Source organism: Maritimibacter harenae (assembly GCF_009882975.1).
Taxonomy (GTDB): domain Bacteria; phylum Pseudomonadota; class Alphaproteobacteria; order Rhodobacterales; family Rhodobacteraceae; genus Maritimibacter; species Maritimibacter harenae.
Genome location: NZ_WTUX01000002.1, coordinates 76709 through 97125, shown reverse-complemented (window position 1 = coordinate 97125; position 20417 = coordinate 76709). Strand labels below are relative to the sequence as shown.

Here is a 20417-nt window from a genome sequence, read left to right as displayed (position 1 = left end):
TCTCCTTACTCTGCGTAGGCCACGGCGCGCTGGAGGACCGCGAAAGCCGAGTCCAGCAGCATGCCGACGACGCCGATCATGAGGATCGAGAAGATGACGGAGGTGAGGTCGAGGTTGTTCCACTCGTTCCAGACGTAGTAGCCGATGCCCGTACCGCCCACGAGCATCTCGGCGGCCACGATCACCAGCCAGGCGATCCCGATCGAGATGCGCATCCCCGTGATGATGGTCGGCGCAGCGGCCGGCAGGATCACGGTGAACGCGGTCTTCAGGCTGCCCAGCTCATGGGTCCGGGCCACGTTGACCCAGTCCTGCCTGACCCCGGCCACGCCGAAGGCCGTGTTGATCAGCATCGGCCATATCGAGCAGATGAAGATCACGAAGATCGCGCTCGCCTCGCTGTCCTGGATGATGAACAGCGCAAGCGGCATCCACGCCAGGGGCGAGATCGGGCGCAGCACCTGGATGAACGGGTTGAATGCCTTGTAGGCGACCCGGCTCATCCCGATCAGGAAGCCCAGCGGAATGGCGACAAGCGCGGCCATGAGATAGCCCGACAGCACCCGGTAGATCGAGTAACCGATCTGGATGCCGATCCCCTTGTCGTTCGGGCCGGCGTCGTAGAACGGGTCGCTGAGCTGTTCCCAGGCCTTGACCAGCACGTCGGACGGCGGTGGCACGCCCGCGCGTTCCTGGCCGAGCCCCATGAGACGCTCGTATTCCGTCAGGTCCTCGGCGGCCTTCTGGGCGGGTATGGCGGCCTCCCAGATCAGGAGGCCGACCACCAGCATCACGAGCGACAGGATCGCGGCGCGCTGGTTGATGGAGAGATTGTCCAACATGACTTACGCCCGGCCGATCGGGAAGCTTTCGACATAGGCCTTGGGTTCGGCCGGGTCGAAGGTCTTGCCCATGATCATGTGCGACTTGTAGGTGACGTCCGGCGCCTCGTAGCCGAGATCCGCCATCACCTTCTTGCAGTCGCCGGCGAGGTAGACCTGCTCGGCCACCGCCTTGTAGTCGATGTCGCCCTCGATGTAGCCCCAGCGCTTCATCTGCGTGAGGATCCACACCCCCATCGAGTGCCACGGGAACGGGTCGAAATCGATGCGGTCCGGCACCTTCTGCACCTCGCCCAGGCCATCGGCGAACGTCCCGGTCAGCACCTGCTCGATCACCGGCACCGGCTGGTTGAGGTAGTTGGTGGGCGAGATCGCCTCGGAGATTTCCTTGCGGTTTTCCGCGTTCGAGGCGTACTGCGTCGCGTCGATGATGGACTTGAGGAGCGCGCCGTAGGTGTTGGGCAGCTCTTCGGCAAAGGACAGGGGCGCGGCGAAGGCGCAGCAGGGGTGGCCCTCCCAGATGTCCTTCGTGAGCGTGTGGATGAACCCGATGCCTTCCCAGACCGCGCGCTGGTTGAACGGATCGGGCGACAGGTAGCCGTCGAGGTTGCCGGCCCGCAGGTTCGCGACCATCTCCGGCGGCGGGACCACGCGGATCTGGATGTCGACGTCCGGGTCGAGGCCGAACTCGGCCACGTAGTAGCGCAGCAGGAAGTTGTGCATGGAGTATTCGAACGGCACGCCGAAGGTGAAGCCTTTCCATTGCTTGGGATCGCGCTTGTCGAGGTGCTCGTTGGACAGAACGATCGCCTGGCCGTTGATGTTTTCCACGGCGGGCATGATGTAGGGTTCGGCCACCGACCCCGCGCCCAGCGTCATGGCGAGCGGCATGGGCGTCAGCATGTGGCTCGCGTCGTATTCACCCGACAACGACTTGTCGCGCGCCACGGCCCAGCCCGCGGTCTTGATCACCTGCGCGTTGAGCCCGTAGCGCTCGTAGAAGCCCATCGGCTGGGCCATGATGATCGGCGTGGCGCATGTGATCGGGACGAAGCCGATGTTCAGGTCGGTCTTCTCGGGCGGCCCCAATTCGTCGAGGATGGCGGCCTTGGCCTTGTCCATCGGGAAGACCGACGCCAACGCGGCGGCGAAGGTCCCGCCGCCCATCATGCCCATGAAGGACCGGCGGCTGAGATCGTTCTGACCGAAGACCGAGCGGACCACCGCGCTTTCGACGGCACGCTCCAGCATGTCCTCCGAGGACATCGCGGCCGGTTCGGCGTGATCCTTGTCGTGACCGTGGCCGGACAGGCAGCTGTCGCAGCCGCAATCCGCACCATGGCGCAGGTCGGTCTTTTCGGAGAATGGATTTCCAAGGCTCTTGATCGTCATCGGGTTTCCTTCCGTGAATGTCGTGGCGAGACCGAGTTTTCCAAGGAACCTGACGGCGCGGAAGCCGGCGCATAACATTTGAGCAGCGATGAAAAACGCAATGATCGCAAAATCTTAACTGTCCGCTGCGGCGGTGCAGAAACACGATATTTCGTAAATTACGAAAATTCATGACCACGGTGATCGTGCGCACGCTATGTTGGGGCCATGACCGCATCGCACGCCCTCGTCGATTCCCTCGTGGCCGCCCTCCCGGACGCCGCACTCGTCATCGATACCCGCTCGGATGCCATCGAGGCCTGGAACGGTGCCGCGGCGCAGCTGCTGGCCGGCGCGACCTCGGCCCCGCCACCCGAGAGCTTCTCGGCCCTGCTCGGGCCATCGCTGCCGCAGTTCGTCGTTTTCATCGAAGAGGTGGACCACCGGGGCCAGAGCTGGACGCGCGACGTGGGACTGACCGCCGCGGACGGCCGGCATGTCCCCTGCGAAATCCGCGCGCGTCCCCTGCCCGACGACCCCGGCCGGCTGCTTCTGGTCCTGACCGATCTTCATGCCTTCGAGCAACGCACCGCCAAGGTGGAAACCGCCGCCATGCACCGCGCAGGCCTGAACGAATGGAAACGCGCGGAACGCTTCTTCTCCGAGCTCGAGCGCGAGAACCAGCTGATCCTGAACGCGGCGGGCGAAGGGATCTACGGCGTGAACGCGGAGGGCAAGACGACCTTCGTGAACCGCGCGGCGCGCGAGATGCTGGGCTGGACCTCGGAAGACCTGCTGGGACGCAACATCCACGCGCTCATTCACCACCACCACCTGAACGGCGACGTCTACCCCGCGCACGAATGCCGGATCTACCAGTCGTTCCGCTTCGAGAAGATCAACCGGATCGACGACGAGGTGTTCTGGCGAAAGGACGGCAAACCGATCCGCGTCGAATACGTCTCGACCCCGATCTACGACCAGGGCGTGCTCGCCGGGGCGGTGGTCATCTTCCGCGACATCACGCAGCGCAAGGAGAACGAACGCAAACTGAAGGAGGCCTTGGACGAGGTCGCCTCGCTGCGTGACAAGCTGGAACAGGAAAACGCCTACCTGCAGGAAGCCATCACCTCGGAGCGCGCGCATCACGACATCATCGGCACCTCGGCCGCGATCCGTCAGATCCGCGCGCGCATCGACCTGGTGGCGCAGACCGACGCAACGGTGATGATCACCGGAGAGACGGGCACCGGCAAGGCGCTCGTCGCCACCGCCATCCATGCCGCCAGCGCCCGCGCCCGGCGTGCGATGATTCATTTCAAATGCGGCAGCGTCTCGGCCGACGACGTGGAGGCGGAGTTGTTCGGACAGGTGCGCGGCGCCTTCCCCGGCTCGCTCCGCGACAAGCCGGGCAAGCTGGAACTGGCGCATGGGGGCACGCTGTTTCTCGACGACATATCGGAACTACCGCTGGAGACGCAGGGTCGGCTGCTACAGACGCTTCAGACCGGGACCGTCACCCGGCTGGGCGACACGCGCGCCAAGTCGCTCGACCTGCAGGTGATCGCCGCGATGACCGAGACGCCCGAGGCCGCGGTGAAATCCGGCACGCTGCGCGAGGACCTGCTGTTCTACCTCAACGTCTTCCCGATCGCCTGCGCGCCGCTGCGCGAGCGGCGCGAGGACATACCGCTCCTGGCCTCGCACCTGCTCGACATCACCTGCCGGCGCCTGAACCTCAAGCGCCCCACCCTGACCGAGCGCGCCGTGCAGCAGATGATGGACTACCCCTGGCCCGGCAACGTCCGCGAACTGCGCAACGTCGTGGAACGGGCCGCGATCGTTTCGGGCGGGGGCAAGATCATCCTCGAACTGGGCACCCCGCAACCCGGTGGGCGCGACAAGGCGATGCCGATCCGCACCGAGGCCGAGATCGACGCCATGATCCGCGACAACCTCGTCGCCTGCCTGCGCGAAACCGGTGGCAAGGTCTCTGGCCCCGGTGGCGCCGCGGCCATCCTCGGCGTCAGGCCCACGACGCTCTACTCACGGATCCGACGCTATGGCATCGAAGAGCGCGACTGGTCGGACCCCGCGCCCGCCCCCGCAGCACCCGTGCGCTGAAGGGCGCGGCGGTCGGAGAGGGCCATAATGGGCGTTCGACATAAAGGGTTGTCCCTCCAACAGGTTTGCTCTCAGATGATCCTCGCCGGGGCGTCGCCCCCTGATTGATTACATGAAGGATTTCCATGTGGCTTTGACCGAACGGATCTTTGAACGCTTGGGTTTGGGACCGGTGCAGACTGCACCACCCTTAGAAAAGCCTCCGTCGTTCATGAAAATAGCCGAGTATCTAGGAATTAATCTTGTTTTCGACATCGGAGCAAACCGAGGGCAATTCGCGAAAAAGCTTATCGAAAACGATTTCGCCGGAAGAATAGTAAGTTTCGAACCTACCCTCAAAGCCCATGCGCAATTGGTCGAGGCCGCCCGCCCCTTCGACAATTGGACGGTGCACCCGCGGACAGCAATTGGTGACGAACACAGCAAATTGCAGATCAATGTCGCTGGAAACAACGGGCAGAGTTCTTCATTTCTCGATATGGGAGAGTTGCACGCTCAGAGTGCGCCGAGATCACGCTACATCGACATCGAAGAGGTTGATGTCACGACCATCGATGCGATCTTCGACGAATATGTGAAATCGACTTCAAAGACACTGCTCAAGATAGATGTTCAGGGATACGAAGAGCAGGTTCTGAAAGGCGCGCTTCGGGCCTTGAAACAGATCATGGCGGTCAAGCTCGAATGCAGTTTGGTATCCCTTTATGAGAACGACAAGACCTACGAATTCTATATCGAATTCCTTGAAAGTCTCGGATTTGGCCTTTGGGATCTGGAGCCGGGCTTCCGTGAACCCGAAACCGGGCGGCTCCTGCAGTTCGACGCTTTCTTCGTCCGGCCGTAGGCTTGTTTCCACCCCCGAGGGGATCTGATGCGGCCCCTCCACGCCGATCAGCCCGCTGCCGGTGGATTGCAGGACAAGCCTGCCGTCGCGCCGCTTGAATGCATGCGTCCCGTGAGAGTGGCGCGAAAGCGCCTCACTCCCAGATCGTGACTTCCTCACCGTCTTCGCGCATCGCGTCCGCTTTCGCCTGAAGCCAGCGCTGGAAATTCGGCTGCTCCTTGTACCCGTCCGAGGCCACGTACTGGAGCGCGGAGAGGTGGTGGAAGGGCTTGAAATACCCCGGCATGGCGAAGGCCAGGGCCTCCTGCATGTCATCGGGCGGCGATCCGGCCTCCGGGGCCGTGAACAGCAGCGTCGTGGGCGTGAAGTTCACCGACCATTTCCGCACGAGATCCTTTTCCTCCAACGTCTCGCCGTCGAACCCCGTCACCTCGCGCGAACCCCACATGTCGAGTTGGATGACGAGGAAGTTGTCCTCCACGTAGGAAACGATCTCGTCGCGCGCGAAATTCACGTTGTGCATCTCGGCGCAATAGGGGCAGCCGTTCTGTTCGACGATCACCATAAGGTCCCTGCCGTTGGCGGTGGCCTCCGACAGGTCCTCGGACATGTCGAGAAAGGTGTTGGCGAAAAAGGGCTGCATGTGCAGCCCGTCGGGCCCGACTTCGGCGGTGGCGGCCGTACCGGCGCGCAGCGTGACCAGGCCTGCGAGTGCTGCCGTCTTCAGAATGTTCATGTTCTCCTCCCGTTTCCGCGTCCGCCGCGCGCCCGTGAAAAGACGCGGGGAAGGCGAGTGTAACATATCTCGCCGCAGGGCCCGAATTCGGCACGGATGCGGGCCGGACCGCGTCGTCATGCAGGGTCGGCCGCCGGTTTTCGGACGCGGCGCGATACCCACGAAGGCCATGTAATTGCGCGATAAAGCGGGCGAACAGGGCCTCCTGCCCACTGTCGCCGGAGGGGACACCACGCAACCCGAAAATTGTTATCATTCAATCATTTAAATACCCCAACACATCCATAAGAAGAGTACCAAATCGTCCAATTCATCTTAATTTTGCCAGAATCTGGTGGGACTTTCGAAACCGGTGGGGATGGGTTCACGGCAAGCTGTTTGCCGTTCTGTGTGATTGACTAATTCGTTTCGGAAACACTCGTATCGGGAGTGCAAGGACATGCGGATACTGGCAGTCGACGATGACCAGTCCATTCGCGAATTGCTGCCTCTGATCCTGGCCGACGCCGGCATAACGGACGTGACCGTTGCAGGATCTTCCCAGGAAGCGCTGAGCGTCATCTTCGAGCAGGACGAGCCCTTCGACTGCTTCCTGCTGGACATCCAGATGCCGGGGGAAAACGGCATCCAGCTTTGCAGCGCGATCCGAAAACTCCCCGACTACCAGAGAGCGCCGATCATCATGCTGACGGCCATGCATGCCAAGTCGTTCATCGACGAGGCATTCGCGGCCGGCGCCACGGATTACGCCACCAAGCCCTTCGACGTGTCCGAGCTCTGCGCCCGCGTGCGCGTGGCCAAGTTCCTCAGCGACGAACAGCGCCGGGTGCGCAAGCTGACGCGCGTGTTCGCGAAGCCGGACCAGTCCGACGAAAAGGCGCCCGAAACGGGGTTCGCCGACCCCAGGACCATTCATGGCATCAAGGGGCTCATTCCCCGGCAGGCGCTGTCCAACTACGTCTCGGAAGTCTCCCGGATGGGCGTGAAGGGCTGCGTGTTCTTCGCCCTTCACATCGAGAACGGCCGCAACGTATTCGACAAGGGCTCGCCCGCCGTCTTCGACAACGCGCTGCGCCAGATCGCGGACGCGGCGATGGCATCGCCCCGGCTGGAATCGGTCATCATGAGCTACGTCGGCGCCGGCACCTTCGTCTGCTGTTCGAGCGCGGCGAACCTCGACGCGGCGGAGCGTTTGGAGGCGGAAATCCAGCACGCGCTCGATGACATGGACCTCACCTTCGACGACGGCGCACCGCTGGAGATCGAAGTCGCCGTGGGCGCGCCGGTGGCGCCCAGCGCGCGACGGGGCCTGCGCCTCGAGGACCTCGAAGACCTGGCGCTCGAAGCCGCACTCGCGCGCGTGAAGGAAAAGCACGCGGCCCGCGGCGTCGAATTCCTGGGCCGCAAGATGTTCTAGTGCCGGGCGGGGCCCGGCCGCCGACCCGTTCACGAGTGTCCTCATACCCCAAACAACTGGAAGGACGCACCACATGAAGATCCTCGGTCTCCTCGGCATGGCCCTCCTGTGCCTTGCGCCGACTCTGGCCACGGCCAACCCGGTGCTGACCATCACGAGCGACGTGAAAGCGGACGCGCCGCTGGTCGTGCGCTACGACCTCGAGGATCTCGAGGCGCTCGCCCAGGCGCGGTACGACACGATCAACGATTTCGTCGACGTGCCGACCGAGTTTTCCGGACCGCTCCTGCGGGACGTTCTGGCGCCCCTGTCCGTGCCGGAGGACGCCACGCTGGAGTTGATCGCGCTGAACGACTACCGTTTCGACATGCCCTACGCCGACGCGGCGAACTACGACGTCATGGTCGCGCTGGAACGCGACGGCGAACGCATGTCGGTGCGCGAGAACGGGCCGCTCTGGATCATCTACCCGATGTCCGATCACCCGGAACTCCAGGCGCCGATCTACAACAGCCGTCTGGTCTGGCAGCTCACGGCCATCGCCATCAAATGACCACCAAGGTCACGCGCTACCGCTGGGTCATCCTGATCCTGGCCATCATCGTGCTCGGCTATGCCTGCCTGAGGCTGTTCGACATGAACCAGAGGATGAGCGTGCTCGAGGTCCAGCGGCTGTCGCGTGGCCCGGTTTGGTTCGTGACCAGCGTCGAATTCGACACGCTCCGGCTGAACAACACGCTGCTCAAGTACGCCGACGACCAGGCGGATTCATCGGACGTGCAGACCGCGTTCGACATCCTCTGGAGCCGGCTCGACCAGATGCGGCGCGGCGTGACGCTCGAGACCCTGAACGAGTACGGGGTGGATCTCACGGTCTACAACCGCCTCGCCTCTCTTCTCGAAACCACCGAGGATCGCGTCGCCGCGCTTGGCCCGAACGATGCGGAGCAGGCACGCGCACTTGTCGGAGCGTTCGAACAGGAGTTGGGAGATCTGCGGGCGGCCGGGCTCGACGTGCTCCAGGCGTCGCTGACCGAGTCGAACGACATCCGTGTCGACCTGGTCGCCATCGCGCGCACGATCCTCGTCATGGGCCTGATCCTGTCCGGGGCCACCTTCCTGCTCTTCGTCGTCTTCGCCCTCGACAGCGTGCAGTCACGGCGCTCGCTGCGCGAACAGAAGGCGCTGTTGCAGGAAGCCCATGCCGCCGATATCGCAAAATCGCAATTCATCGCGGTGATCAGCCACGAGCTGCGCACGCCCTTGACCTCGATCACGGCGTCGCTCGAGCTGCTGAAACGGGGCATCCGGACGCAATCGCCTGCCACCGCAGGCCGCCTGGTCGAAATCGCCGAGCACAATTGCACGGCGCTGAGGCGGCTCGTCAACGACCTGCTGGACGCGGAAAAGTTCGAATCCGGCAAGATGGAGTTCGATTTCCAGGTGGTCGACCTGTCACGGATGCTGGAGCGCACGATCGAAAGCAACAAGGCCTACGCGGCCTCCTACGGGGTCGAGATCGTCTCGGACGGCATCGAGCCGGACGTGCGGATCAAGGCCGATGCGCCCCGGATCGATCAACTGATGTCGAACCTTCTGTCCAACGCGGTCAAGTTCTCGGAGCGGGACGGCAAGGTGGAGGTGAACCTCAGAACCGACACGGGACGCGCCATCGTCTCCGTGCGCGACCACGGTCGGGGCATTCCCCAGAAGGACAGGTCTCGTATCTTCGAGCGGTTCCAGCAGGTCGATTCCTCGAACGAACGCGAACGCGGTGGCACCGGCCTTGGCCTCGCGATCGTGAAGGCGATCGCGAAGGCGCATGACGCGGGGCTGACCGTGGAAAGCGAGCTTGGCAAGGGCAGCACCTTCATCGTGAGCTTCCCGTTGGCCGAATGAGCCGATGACGGCCCTGGCCGGACCGGTCAGCCATAGTGGCGCGGGTTGCGCAGGCCCCAGTCGGAATAGAGATCGGCCATGATGGTGGCGAACTGGCGCTCGGCCTGCGCAGGGGCGATGGCCTGCGCCTGGCCGCCCCCGAATATCGCGACCGTGTCCCCCACCGCCACGCGGGGAACATCCGTCACATCGACGACGATCGCGTTCATCGAGACCTTGCCGACGACCGGCGCGAACCGGTCGCGGACCACGACATCGCTGCGCCCGCCGGCCCCCCGGTCGAACCCGTTCTGGTAGCCGATCGACACGCAGGCCAGCCGGCTTGCACGCGACAGCCGCGTCGCGTGGTCGTAGCCCACGGGCGTGCCCGCGGGATAATCCTGAAGGCTCACGACCCGGGCCTCGACGTCCATCGTGGGGACGAACCCCCACTCGGGCCGCAGGATACCGTAGAGGACCGCCGCGCAGCGATACATGTCGGTCTCCACCGGCGTCTCGGCCACCAGCGTGAGCGAGCTTCCGACATGGACCAACAGCGCCTCGCGCCGCAGGTCGCTGTTGGCAAGCACCCAGGCCACCTCGCCTTGGAAAAGCGCGGAGGCACGCGGCAGGGCATCGGGCGTGTTCGAGGCGAAATGCGAACAGATGCCGCCGACATGCCCCCCGACGGCGTCGAGGATCTCGCGGCAGAGCACCCGGCCCGGCTCGGTCGAGATGTCCAGGGCGTCGCGCGCCATGCCGCCCGCGTTCAGGGCGAGGTGAAGGGGCGTGCGCAGCCGGCCCGCGTTCGCGAGCGCACGCAGATGCAGGGCGGCCTGGCGGGACCCCACCTGCTCTTCGACGCGGGCCTCGAGCGCGCCTTCGATCTCTTCGGGCACGGCGGCGCGCAGGCGGATCAGGCGTCCGTCGAACCCGGCCGCGCGCACCGCGAAAGCCTCCTGGTTCGAGGTGATCCCGACGGTGCCCACCCCCTGTTCGCGCACGATCGGCACGATCCGGTCGATGCCGTGCCCGTAGGCGTCCGCCTTAAGAACGGCACAAAAGCTGCGCCCGTCGGGCACGAGCGCCAGCGCGCGTTCGAGGTTGTGCGACACGCGGTCGAGGTGGATCCGGCACCAGGACGCGGGAAGGCCGACCGCCTCTACGCGCATTTTTCGCCGAGAAGCGCGTCGACGATGCCCGCGAACAGGTCCGTGACGACGGGGATGAGCGCGTCGGGAAAGTCGTAGTCCGGATTGTGCAGTTGCGGCTGGTCCTCGCCGGCCCCGACATAGAGCAGCGCGGCGCGGGCGCCGTCATCGCCGAAACGGCCGAAATCCTCGGACCAGCTCAGGGGCAGCGCCATGTCGTGCGTGGTCAGCCCGCGCGCGGCGGCGGCCGTGCGGGCGATGTCCGTGGCGTCCGGGTCGTTGACGACGGAGCGGAACACGTCGTGCCAGGTCACCGTGACACCCAGCCTGCGCGCGTGGCGCGCGATGCATGCTTCAGCCTCTTCCATCAGCGTGTCCATCCGCGCATTGGTCATGGAGCGCAGCGTGACGCGCAGCTCGCCCTCGCCGGGGGCGATCCCGAAGGTCGGCTCCCCCAACTTGGCATGGGTCAGGGTCGCCAGCGCGAAGTCGTCGTCGCCGATCCGCCCCCCGCCCAGCGCGGGCAGATCGGTCATCAGCGCGGCCATCGCGGCGGCGGGAGAGAGACCGTCCTCTGGCGCGGCGGCGTGAGAGCTCTTGCCCTCCAGCATCACCTGCATGCCGCGCGACGCGCAATTGCCCGGCCCCGGGCGCAGGCCGATCTCGCCCAGCGGGCGACCCGGCAGGTTGTGATAGGCGAAGGCATAGTCCGGGCGCAGTTCGGGCCAGCGTGGATCGTCGATGACGGCCTGCGCCCCGGCGCCGGTCTCTTCGGCCGGCTGGAAGAGCAGGATCACCCGCCCGGACGCGGGCCGGGTCTCAAGGCACATGCCGACCCCGAGCATGGACACCATGTGCCCGTCGTGGCCGCACAGGTGCCCCTTGCCCGCCACCTCGGAGCGATGGGCGACGTCCGAAATCTCGCGGATCGGCAGACCGTCGAGCTCGCAGCGCAGAAGCACCGTCGGCCCCGGCGCCGCGCCGCGGAACTCGGCCGCCACGCCATGCCCGCCCAGCGCGCGCCAGATGCGGTCGGCGCCCAGCGCCTCCAGTTCGCCGGCGATGGTCGCGGCCGTTTCACGCTCTTCGCCCGACACCTCCGGCCGCCGGTGCAGCGCGTGGCGCAGATAGGTCAGACGGGCGATGCGGGATGGGGACAGAACGGGCATTCCGGCTCCTCAACGGGTCTCGACGCCGCACCAGTCGGCGATGAACATGGCCGTCGCCTTGGTCACCCGGCGCATGCTTTCAAGCTCGACGCGTTCATTGAAGCCGTGGATGGCCTCGGCGCGCGGGCCATATACCAACGCCGGCGTGTCGGCATAAAGCCCGAAGAAGCGCGCGTCGGTGGTGGCGGTGATCGCGGTCCGTTCCAGCGCGTCGCCGCCGACCGCGCAATGCGCCCGGTCCAGCGCGTCGATGGCTGAGACCGCCCGGGCCGAACTGTCCTGCGACAGCGCGTACCCCTCGGCGTGGAAGCCGTGATAGACGATCTCGGGCAGCGAATTGCGCAGGAAGGCGTTCTGGCGCGCCGCATCCAGGATGACGGTTTCGATCTCGGCCTTCGCATCGTCGATCGACTGGCCGGGAAAGAGCCCCATGCGCACGTCGAAGACGCACCATGCAGGGACCGAACTGGCCCAGTCGCCGCCCTGGATCTTGCCCACGTTGAGGTTCAGCGCGTGATCCATGTGGGCGAAGTCGTCCGTGCGCCGTTCGGCCGCGTTCCAGCGGTGCTCCATCTCGCGCAGCGCGCCGATTAGCGGGATCGCCGCCTCGATGGCGTTCGACCCGGTGCCGGCATAGGCCACGTGGGTGGGCAACCCCTTCAGGTGCACCTGGAACCAGAGCACGCCGAGCTGCGCGGTCACGAGCTTTTCCGAGAAGGGCTCCGGGATCAGCGCCGCGTCGGCCTTGTAGCCGCGCGCGAGGCAGGCGAGCGCCCCGTTGCCGGTGCATTCCTCTTCCACCACGGATTGAAAGAACACGTTGCCCGCCGGGGCGAGCCCGCAGGCCGTCAGCGCGTCGAGCGCGAAGAGGTTGGAGGCGAGCCCCGCCTTCATGTCGCCGCCGCCGCGCCCGTAGAGCCAGCCGTCCTCGACCCGCGGCTCGAAAGGCGGCGTATCCCACATGTCGAGGGGCCCTTCGGGCACCACGTCGATATGCCCGTTCAGGATCAGCGACCGACCCTTTCCGGTGTGCGCGTGATGCGTACCCACGACGTTGACGGCATCTTCGTAGGGCCCCAGCACCGGGGAGAAGCCCGGCAGGTGCTCGATCTCGGCCACGTCGATCTGCCAGCGGTCGAGCGCGTACCCGCGCGCCGTCAGCTGACGGGCCATGAATTCCTGCGCCGATTGTTCGTTGCCCCGTGTCGAGGGATGCGCGGTCAGCTCCGACAGGAAATCGACCTGCCGGTCGAAGGCGGCGTCGACGGCATCGCACAGGCGGGCGTTCAGATCTTGCATGCGGCGGTCTTTCAGAAGGTTGGCGGCGTCATCTCGGGCAGGACCAGCGGCGCGTCCGTGGCGGCCGCCACATCCGTGGGCGTGACACCCTCTGCCGTTTCGACCAGTTCGAACCCGTTGGGGCCCACGTCGATGACGGCCATGTCGGTGAAGATCCGCGCCACGCAGGCCCGCGCGGTCAGCGGCAGCACGCATTCGGATTTCAGCTTCGGATTCCCGGCCCGGTCGGTGTGCGTCGTGAGGACGACCACGCGCCGCGCCTTCTGCGCGAGCTCGATCCCGCCCCCGACGCCGGGGCTGAACTTGCCGGGGATCTTCCAGTTGGCGAGATCCCCGTTCGCGGCCACCTCGAACGCGCCGAGCATGGTGAGGTCGAGCCGCCCGGAGCGCACCATCGCGAAGCTCGTGACGCTGTCGAAGAAGGCCGAGCCGGGCACGGTGGAGACATAGGCCCCGCCCGCGTCGATCAGGTTGCGATCCGCGCGTTCGGGCGACAGCGACGGGCCGATCCCGGACATGCCGTTCTCGGTATGCAGGCACACCTCGAAGTCGGCCGACAAGTGATTGATCACCTTGGTCGGCAGCCCGATCCCGAGATTGACCACCATCCCCGGCGCGATTTCGCGCGCGGCGCGGGCCAGCATGCGATCCCTAGCGTTGGACAACGGCATACTCCTCGGACAGCGCTTCGAGCTCGACGACGTGATCGACGAACACGCCGGGCGTGTGGACGGTGTCGGCCGGGAGTCCGCCCAGTGGCAGGACCGTTTCGACCTCGGCGATCACGCAATCGGCGGCCATCGCCATGACCGGGTTGAAGTTGCGGGCCGTGGCCACGTAGGCGAGGTTGCCGAAGGGATCGGCGCGGTCGGCATGGATCAGCGCCACGTCCGCCCGAAGCGCGGTCTCGACAAGATAGGACGTGCCTGCCATCTCCACGACCTGCTTGCCCCGGGCGAGCTCCGTGCCGAGCCCCACGTCGCTCAGCACCGCCCCGATGCCGGAGCCGCCGGCGCGGATGCGCTCGGCCAGCATGCCCTGGGCGTTGAATTCGACCTCGATCTCGCCCGCGTTCATCAGCGCGATCGCGTCGCTGTTGAGCCCGAGATGGGTGGTGATCAGCCGCGACACCTGCCCGTTTCGCAGGAGATGGTCGATGCCCATCCCCGGCTCGTTGGCATCGTTCTTGATGAGCGTGAGATCCCGTGCCCCGTGCGCCACCAGCGCGTGGATCAGGGTCATGGGCGTGCCCGGCACACCGAAGCCGCCCACCATCACGGTGTCGCCGTCCTTGACCCGCGCGACGGCACTTTCCATCGTGCATTGCTTGTCGGGCAGTCTCATGCGGCCACCTCGACGGGCAGCCCCACCTCTTCGGCGAAAGCGTCAAGCGCATCGTGCAGGATCGCCATCATCTCGCCGATCTGCTCGCGGGTGATGATGAGCGGTGGCGCGATCAGGAAATGATCTCCGGCCGTCCCCCCGCGCGTGCGGCGCGAATAGATGATGAGGCCGCGCTCGTAGGCCAGTTCGACCAACCGGTCGTAGGCGTTGAGCTTCGGGGCGAGCGGCTCCATCGTGCTGCGGTCGGCGACGAATTCGAAGGCCGTCAGGAGCCCCTTGCCGCGCACGTCCCCGATGAACGGGTAGCGCTCCATGAGGCCGCGCAGCTCGTCCATCAGGACGTCGCCCATGCGGGCCGCGTTCTCGATCAGCCCCTGCTCTTCCAGCTCCTCCAGCACGGCGAGCCCGGCCGAACAGGCCAGCGGGTTGCCCGCGTATGTGAAGCCGTGGAGGAAGCCGCCCGCGTCGAGCACGGGTTCGACGATGCGCGCGGGCGCGACGATGGCGCCGAGAGGCGCGTAGCCGGCGCCGAAGCCCTTGGACATGGCCACGATGTCGGGCGTGATGCCCCAGTGTTCGGCGGCCAGGAACTTGCCGGTGCGCCCGGCCCCGGTCATCACCTCGTCGTAGATCAGGAGCACGCCGAACTCGTCGCAGATCTCGCGCACGCGGCCGTAGTAGCTGTCGGGCGCAACCAGCGCCCCGGTCGACGCGCCGCCCACCGGTTCCATCACGAAGGCCAGCACCGTGTCGGGCCCGGCCTCGATGATCCGGTCGCGCAGAAGCTCGGCATACTTGAGCCCGCGCTCGTCCTCGCTCAGGTTGTCGCGATCGAGGTAGGTCGCCGGGGCGGCCACCTTCGGCATGCCCTCCATCATCGGCGCGAAGGGTTCGCGCAGCGGGTCGTAACCCGTCAGATCGAGCGCGCCGAAGGTACAGCCATGGTAGGACGGAAAACGCGAGATGACCTTGTAGCGCGATCCCTGCCCCTGTGTCAGCGCGTATTGGCGCGCGAGCTTCACGGCGCTCTCCACCGCCTCCGAACCGCCTGAGACGAAGAACACGCGATCGAGCCCCTCGGGCGTCATCGCGGCGGTCTTGGCGGCCAGGTCCTCGGACGGGTGGGTGCGGAAATGCAGGCGGTAGCCGAAGGTCGCCTTGTCCATCTGCGCCTTCATCTTCGCGAGAACACGCGGGTTCGAATGCCCGATGTTCGACACCATCGCGCCCGACGAGCCGTCGATGTAGCGCTTGCCGCTCTCGTCGAACAGGTAGATGCCCTCGCCGCGCTCCAGGAAGGGGCGCGGGTTGCGGGTCTGGTAGAACAGGTGGGAGGCTTCGTCGGTCACGCGGCACCTTCGATGTGCTTGCGCAGGAATTCGCGCGTACGTTGCTTTTCGGGGTTCTTGAAGATCACCTCGGGCGGGCCCTCTTCGACCACGACCCCCTTCTCCATGAACAGGACGCGGTCGCAGACCGAGGCCGCGAAATCCATTTCGTGGGTCACGATGATCATGGTCATGTGCTCTTCGGCGAGCTTCTTCATGACCTGGTTCACCTCTTCCACGAGTTCCGGGTCGAGCGCCGAGGTCGCCTCGTCGAAGAGCATCAGCTTGGGCTTCATGGCAAGCGCGCGCGCGATCGCAACGCGCTGCTTCTGGCCGCCCGACAGCTGCGAGGGGAAGGCGTCGATCTTCTCCAGCATCCCGACGTGCTCGAGCTGTTCGCGCGCGAGCGTCTCGGCCTCGTCGTTCGAGATCCCCTTGAGGAGCTTCGGGGCCATCGTCACGTTGTCGCGCACCGTGAGGTGGGGAAACAGGTTGAAGTGCTGGAACACCATCCCGACCTGCTGGCGCATCGCGTTGATGTGCTTTTCGTACTGCCGGTGCGGCAGCGACTTGTTCACCTGCACCCCGTCCAGCCAGACCTCGCCGCCGCTCAGCGGATCGAGGTCGTTGATCGCGCGCAGGAGCGTCGACTTGCCGGAACCGGACGAGCCGATGATGCCAACGATCTGGCCGCGCTCCACGGTCAGGTTGATGTCCTTGAGCACTTCGAGCGTGCCGAAGGATTTCTTCGCGTGGCGGATTTCGACGAAATGTTTTTCTTCGGTCATCTTGAGCCTCGTGAGATCAGCGCGAAAGGGCGATGCGGCGTTCGATCCGGCGCTGCACCCACTCCATGCAAAGGTTTATGACGTAGTAGACCGCGGCAGCGACGAGGTAGAACTCGAACGGGCGATAGGTCTTGCCGATCACGCGCTGCGCCGACAGCGTCAGCTCGCTCACCCCGATCACCGACACCAGCGCGCTGTCCTTGAGAAGCGCGATCATGTTGTTGCCGATGGGCGGGATCACGTCGCGCACGGCCTGCGGAATGACGACCTTGCGCAGCGCCTCGCCCCGGCTGAGGCCCAGGGTGCGCGCGGCCTCCATCTGGCCCTTGTCCACCGCGATGATGGCGGTCTGGATCAGCTCGGAATTGTAGACCGCGAAGTGCAGGCCCAGCCCGACGACCCCGGCCACGAAGGCGGGCAGGTCGATACCGATCTGCACCAGCCCGAAATAGATCAGGAACAGCTGGAGCAGCAGCGGCGTGCCCATGAAGAGCCATTCGAAAGCCTTGAACGGAAGCCGGACGGTCCAGTGTGTGTAGAGCGCGATCACGGCGAAGAAGATGCCGCCGAAGAAACTCAGCACCGCCGAGGCGACCGTGATCGCGACGGTCCAGAGGGCGCCCAGAAGGATGATGTCCATGAAGCCGGGGACAACGGTGAAATCAAGCCCCATGACGGCCTCCTTTCGTCTCGGCGCGCGTCATACGATCCGTGCCTTTCTGTCGAGCCAGGTGATCACCCGCCCGGTGCCGTAGATGATGATCATGTAGAGAACGCCCGACAGCAGGAACATCTCGAACGGCTTGTAGGTCGATCCGATGTAGCGCTGCGCGGTATAGGTCAGTTCCACGACCGAGATCGCGGCGACCAGGGCCGTGCCCTTGATCAGCGCGTTGATGTTCACCCCGAGCGGGCGGATCATCAGGCGGAACGCCTGCGGCAGCGTGACCTTCCGGAACGCCTGGACCTTCGACAGGCCAAGCGTGCGGGCCGCTTCGCGCTGCCCCTTGTCGATCGCGATGATCGAGCCGCGGATGGTTTCGGTCATGTAGGCGCCGATGTTCACGCCGAGCCCGATGACCCCGGCCTCGAACGCGTCGAGCTGGATGCCGATCTGCGGTCCGCCGAAGTAGAGGATGAACAACTGGATCAGCGCGGGCGTGCCGCGGATCACGCTGACATAGGCCGCGCCGAGGAACCGCAGGAACGCGAACCGCGACAGGCGGGCCGCGGCGCCGAGGGCCCCGCAGGCCAGCCCCAGGATCGTCGTCAGGATCGACAGCTGGATTGTGACCCATGCCGCCTTCAGGAAGAACGGGTAGACCCGCATCATCAGATCGACGTCCATTGGCGCGGTCTCCCTAGTGGTGGTCGGTGCGTTCGAGAATGGGAAGCGCGCGGATTTCGCGCACGAGCGCCGTCGTCTCTTCGACGGCGGCCGCAAGGAATTTCTCGCCGGTTTCCGCGTCCGCGACGGTCGGGTCGCCCATCGTCCCGTCGGGCGAGACCTCGGACCACCAGCGCATGAGCATGGCCTTCCCGCCCCCGCGCGCGAGGTCGAGGTTGAAGAACCGGCTGTCGGGATCGTGCAGGTTCTGGTTGGCCGACTTTTCGAGGTTCACGTTCTCGGGCTCGAGATGCTTGTACATCGCGGCTTCGAATTCGCCCGCGTGCGCGATGCCCCCGATCTCGGATTTCCGGTGCTCGTTGATCCGGTCGGCGCAGAGGTTCCAGTAGGAGGCCGACACGCAGATGATCTCGTCGCGGATGACGGTCTTGCGCGCGGCGAGGTCGAGCACGGGGTGATTCGAGCCGTGCGAATTCAGGAGCAGGATCCGGCGGAAGCCGTGATGGGCGAGCGAATGGGTCACGTCCGTCACGAAGGCGATCAGCGTCTCGGGCTGGATCCAGATGACCCCGGGAAAGTCCTTGTGGTGCTCGTTGAAGCCATAGGAGATCGGCGGCATCACCAGGACCTCGTCGGGCGCGGCCTCGGCCACGCCGTTGGCCACCGCCATGCCCAGCACCGTGTCGGTGTCGAGCGGCATGTGCGGCCCGTGGTCCTCGGTCGCCGAGACGTTGAGGATGACCACCCGGTCCTTGTCCGCGTCACGCACCTCTTCCCAGGTGAGTTTTCCGTAGTTCGTTTTCATGAATTCGCCAGCTTGTGCGGCCCGCCGGTCGGACCGGCGGGCTCTTCGTTGTTGTTTTTGCGAGAGATCAGCGGATGTCGCCGCCGACCCATTCGTTGGCGATCTCGAGGTAGGTGCCGTCTTCCATCATCGAGTCGAGCGCCTCCTGCATGGCCGCGCCCAGCTCGGGGTTGCCCTCGCGGATCGCGATGCCGGCGCCGATCACCTCGGTCTCGAAATCGTCGATCATCGTGTATTCGTAGCCGTTTTCCTTCATCGCCAGGATCGCGGCGATGGAGTCGTTGACGATCACGTCGACACGGCCGTTCTCGAGCTCGAGCAGCAACTCCGGCAGGCCCTTGTAGGTGCGCACCTTGTAGCCGCGGTCACGCGCCCAATCCTCGTGCGTCTCGCCCAGCGTCACGCCGACCTGCACGCCTTCGACCTGGTCGATCGAGGTGATGCCGCTGTCCGGTTTGGTGAAGATGGCGCGCTTGGTGGTGTAGTAGGGGCCGACGAAATCCACGACCTCGTCACGCTCTTCCGTGATCGACATCGAACCCACGATGGCGTCGTACTTGTTGGCCAGCAGCCCGCCGATGATGCCGTCCCACGCGGTGGTGACGATCTCCGCCTCCAGCCCCATGCGCTTGGCGATCTCCTTGCCGATGGCCGGGTCGAAGCCGACGACCTCGTTCTGGTCGTTCACGAAGTTGAACGGAGGATAGGCCCCCGACATCGCGATGCGGATGACGCCCTCTTCCTTGAGGTCGGCCAGTTCATCGGCGTTCGCGGCCGTCAGGCCAAGCGCCGCAAAGCCGGCTGCGGCAAGCATGGATTTCAGGATGGTTCGGCGAACAGTCATATTGATCTCTCTCCTGTTGGTCATGGATCGGGAGCGTTGCCCGGGAAATTCGGCGGATTGGTCCCGCTCGCGAAAAGGCTTGCACAGACGCAATGTATTGCGCAAATAAATATAACCTACTCTGGATATAGACCTCATCTATGAACCTGCCTCGACAGCAACGCTTCCCCTGGAATCTCGACTGGAACCTGCTGCGCACCTTCATGGTGATCGTCGATCAGCGCGGCATATCCAAGGCCGCCGCCTCGCTCGGACTGAAGCAGCCGACGGTCTCGGCCGCGCTGAAACGGCTCGAGGCTTCGACCGGAAAGCAACTCATCATCCGCAAGCCCAACGAGTTCATCGTCACCCGGTCCGGACAGGCGCTTTACGCAGAATGCGCGCGGATCTTCGGAACGATCTCGCAGCTGCCCTCGTTGATCGACGCCGACCAAGGGGCGCTGCGCGGGCACCTGTCGATCGTGACGACAAGCGCGGTGATGTCCAGGCACTTCGACGACATCCTGAGCGACTTCTCGAAGACCCATCCCCACGTCACCTATTCCTTCGCCGTGACCGAAAGCGACGACGTGGTGACCATGATCTCGCAGAACCGCGCGAGCTTCGGAATCTGCCTGTTGTCGGAGAAGCCCCCGAACCTCGAGACGATGGTGCTCTACCGGGAGTTCTTCGGGCTCTACTGCGGCGCCCGCCACCCCCTGTTCGACGCCGAGGAAATCACCCTGAAGGACATCGCGGGCGAGCCCTTCGTGGCCTTCCAGACCGAGGCCGAGGGTGGGCCGCTCGAAGCCATTTCGCGGCTCAGGGCGCGGGCGGGGCTCGCCAACAGCTGGCGCGGCGTCTCCTCCAGCCTGAACGAGATCCGGCGGATGATCATGTCCAACATCGGGATCGGCGCCCTGCCCCTTCATGTCGCCGAGCGCGATGAGCAGGCCGGGCACATCCGGCAGCTGCCGCCCTACGACGAACTGCCGATGGTCACGATCTACCTCGTCACGAACCCGTCGCGCCGCCAGTCCAACGCGGAAACCGCCTTCCTGAACGCCTGCGAGGCCGCGCTGACCCGGATCGGCATCGACGAGCGCACCTACGGCAAATCCGGGGCACCCTACCCGCCGGCCTGAGCCGG

General features: G+C 65.3%; 20 protein-coding genes. 6 read left to right on the top strand and 14 right to left on the bottom strand.

Annotation, left to right across the window (positions count from 1 at the left end; genetic code table 11):
- Positions 1-5 precede the first annotated feature (5 nt).
- The gene (gene ntrB / locus GQE99_RS00565; protein ID WP_235917049.1) at positions 6-842 is read right to left on the bottom strand and encodes a nitrate ABC transporter permease; all 837 of its coding nucleotides are present in this window, start codon (positions 840-842) and stop codon (positions 6-8) included.
- Positions 843-845: 3 nt separating this feature from the next.
- Complete coding sequence (locus GQE99_RS00560; protein ID WP_161349642.1) at positions 846-2234, bottom strand: CmpA/NrtA family ABC transporter substrate-binding protein; 1389 nt, start codon at positions 2232-2234, stop codon at positions 846-848.
- A gap of 207 nt (positions 2235-2441) precedes the next feature.
- Here GQE99_RS00560 and GQE99_RS00555 point away from each other — a divergent pair, with 207 nt between their 5' ends.
- Positions 2442-4337 carry a sigma 54-interacting transcriptional regulator gene (locus GQE99_RS00555; protein WP_161349641.1) on the top strand — a complete coding sequence of 632 codons (1896 nt, stop codon included), beginning with the start codon at positions 2442-2444 and terminating at the stop codon, positions 4335-4337.
- A 112-nt stretch (positions 4338-4449) separates the two neighbouring features.
- Complete coding sequence (locus tag GQE99_RS00550; protein WP_161349640.1) at positions 4450-5181, top strand: FkbM family methyltransferase; 732 nt, start codon at positions 4450-4452, stop codon at positions 5179-5181.
- A gap of 133 nt (positions 5182-5314) precedes the next feature.
- Here GQE99_RS00550 and GQE99_RS00545 read toward each other — a convergent pair whose 3' ends face one another.
- On the bottom strand, positions 5315-5917 hold the full coding sequence (locus tag GQE99_RS00545) for a thioredoxin family protein (protein ID WP_161349639.1): 603 nt from the start codon (positions 5915-5917) through the stop codon (positions 5315-5317).
- Positions 5918-6356: 439 nt separating this feature from the next.
- On the opposite strand from GQE99_RS00545, the gene GQE99_RS00540 reads away from it, so the two are divergent.
- The 3 genes from GQE99_RS00540 to GQE99_RS00530 all read left to right on the top strand — a co-directional run bounded on the left by GQE99_RS00540 (position 6357) and on the right by GQE99_RS00530 (position 9233).
- A complete protein-coding gene (locus GQE99_RS00540) occupies positions 6357-7334 on the top strand; it encodes a response regulator (RefSeq protein ID WP_161349638.1) in 978 nt (325 codons plus the stop codon).
- Positions 7335-7407: 73 nt separating this feature from the next.
- Positions 7408-7887 carry a hypothetical protein gene (locus tag GQE99_RS00535; protein WP_161349637.1) on the top strand — a complete coding sequence of 160 codons (480 nt, stop codon included), beginning with the start codon at positions 7408-7410 and terminating at the stop codon, positions 7885-7887.
- A complete protein-coding gene (locus tag GQE99_RS00530; RefSeq protein ID WP_161349636.1) occupies positions 7884-9233 on the top strand; it encodes a sensor histidine kinase in 1350 nt (449 codons plus the stop codon). Before GQE99_RS00535 ends, GQE99_RS00530 begins: the two co-directional genes overlap by 4 nt.
- A gap of 26 nt (positions 9234-9259) precedes the next feature.
- Here GQE99_RS00530 and GQE99_RS00525 read toward each other — a convergent pair whose 3' ends face one another.
- The 11 genes from GQE99_RS00525 to GQE99_RS00475 form a co-directional block, all read right to left on the bottom strand.
- Positions 9260-10384, bottom strand: coding sequence for an alanine racemase C-terminal domain-containing protein (locus GQE99_RS00525; RefSeq protein ID WP_161349635.1), 1125 nt, complete (start codon positions 10382-10384; stop codon positions 9260-9262).
- On the bottom strand, positions 10375-11532 hold the full coding sequence (locus tag GQE99_RS00520; protein ID WP_161349634.1) for an amidohydrolase: 1158 nt from the start codon (positions 11530-11532) through the stop codon (positions 10375-10377). Before GQE99_RS00520 ends, GQE99_RS00525 begins: the two co-directional genes overlap by 10 nt.
- Positions 11533-11541: 9 nt before the next feature.
- Positions 11542-12831: an ArgE/DapE family deacylase gene (locus tag GQE99_RS00515; protein ID WP_161349633.1), complete on the bottom strand. Its 1290-nt coding sequence runs from the start codon at positions 12829-12831 to the stop codon at positions 11542-11544.
- 11 nt (positions 12832-12842) lie between these two features.
- Positions 12843-13496 carry a 3-oxoacid CoA-transferase subunit B gene (locus GQE99_RS00510; RefSeq protein ID WP_407943779.1) on the bottom strand — a complete coding sequence of 218 codons (654 nt, stop codon included), beginning with the start codon at positions 13494-13496 and terminating at the stop codon, positions 12843-12845.
- Complete coding sequence (locus GQE99_RS00505; protein WP_161349631.1) at positions 13483-14175, bottom strand: CoA transferase subunit A; 693 nt, start codon at positions 14173-14175, stop codon at positions 13483-13485. Before GQE99_RS00505 ends, GQE99_RS00510 begins: the two co-directional genes overlap by 14 nt.
- On the bottom strand, positions 14172-15524 hold the full coding sequence (locus tag GQE99_RS00500; protein ID WP_161349630.1) for an aminotransferase family protein: 1353 nt from the start codon (positions 15522-15524) through the stop codon (positions 14172-14174). Before GQE99_RS00500 ends, GQE99_RS00505 begins: the two co-directional genes overlap by 4 nt.
- Positions 15521-16291, bottom strand: coding sequence for an amino acid ABC transporter ATP-binding protein (locus tag GQE99_RS00495; RefSeq protein WP_161349629.1), 771 nt, complete (start codon positions 16289-16291; stop codon positions 15521-15523). Before GQE99_RS00495 ends, GQE99_RS00500 begins: the two co-directional genes overlap by 4 nt.
- 16 nt (positions 16292-16307) lie before the next feature.
- On the bottom strand, positions 16308-16964 hold the full coding sequence (locus GQE99_RS00490; RefSeq protein WP_161349628.1) for an amino acid ABC transporter permease: 657 nt from the start codon (positions 16962-16964) through the stop codon (positions 16308-16310).
- A gap of 27 nt (positions 16965-16991) precedes the next feature.
- Complete coding sequence (locus GQE99_RS00485) at positions 16992-17639, bottom strand: amino acid ABC transporter permease (protein ID WP_161349627.1); 648 nt, start codon at positions 17637-17639, stop codon at positions 16992-16994.
- Positions 17640-17652: 13 nt separating this feature from the next.
- Positions 17653-18444, bottom strand: coding sequence for a creatininase family protein (locus GQE99_RS00480; RefSeq protein WP_161349626.1), 792 nt, complete (start codon positions 18442-18444; stop codon positions 17653-17655).
- 67 nt (positions 18445-18511) lie between these two features.
- Entirely contained in the window at positions 18512-19288 is a 777-nt protein-coding gene (locus tag GQE99_RS00475) for a transporter substrate-binding domain-containing protein (protein ID WP_161349625.1), read from the bottom strand.
- Between the two features lie 140 nt (positions 19289-19428).
- On the opposite strand from GQE99_RS00475, the gene GQE99_RS00470 reads away from it, so the two are divergent.
- Positions 19429-20412, top strand: a complete 984-nt coding sequence (locus GQE99_RS00470) for a LysR family transcriptional regulator (RefSeq protein ID WP_161349624.1) — start codon at positions 19429-19431, stop codon at positions 20410-20412.
- The last annotated feature ends 5 nt before the right edge of the window (positions 20413-20417 follow it).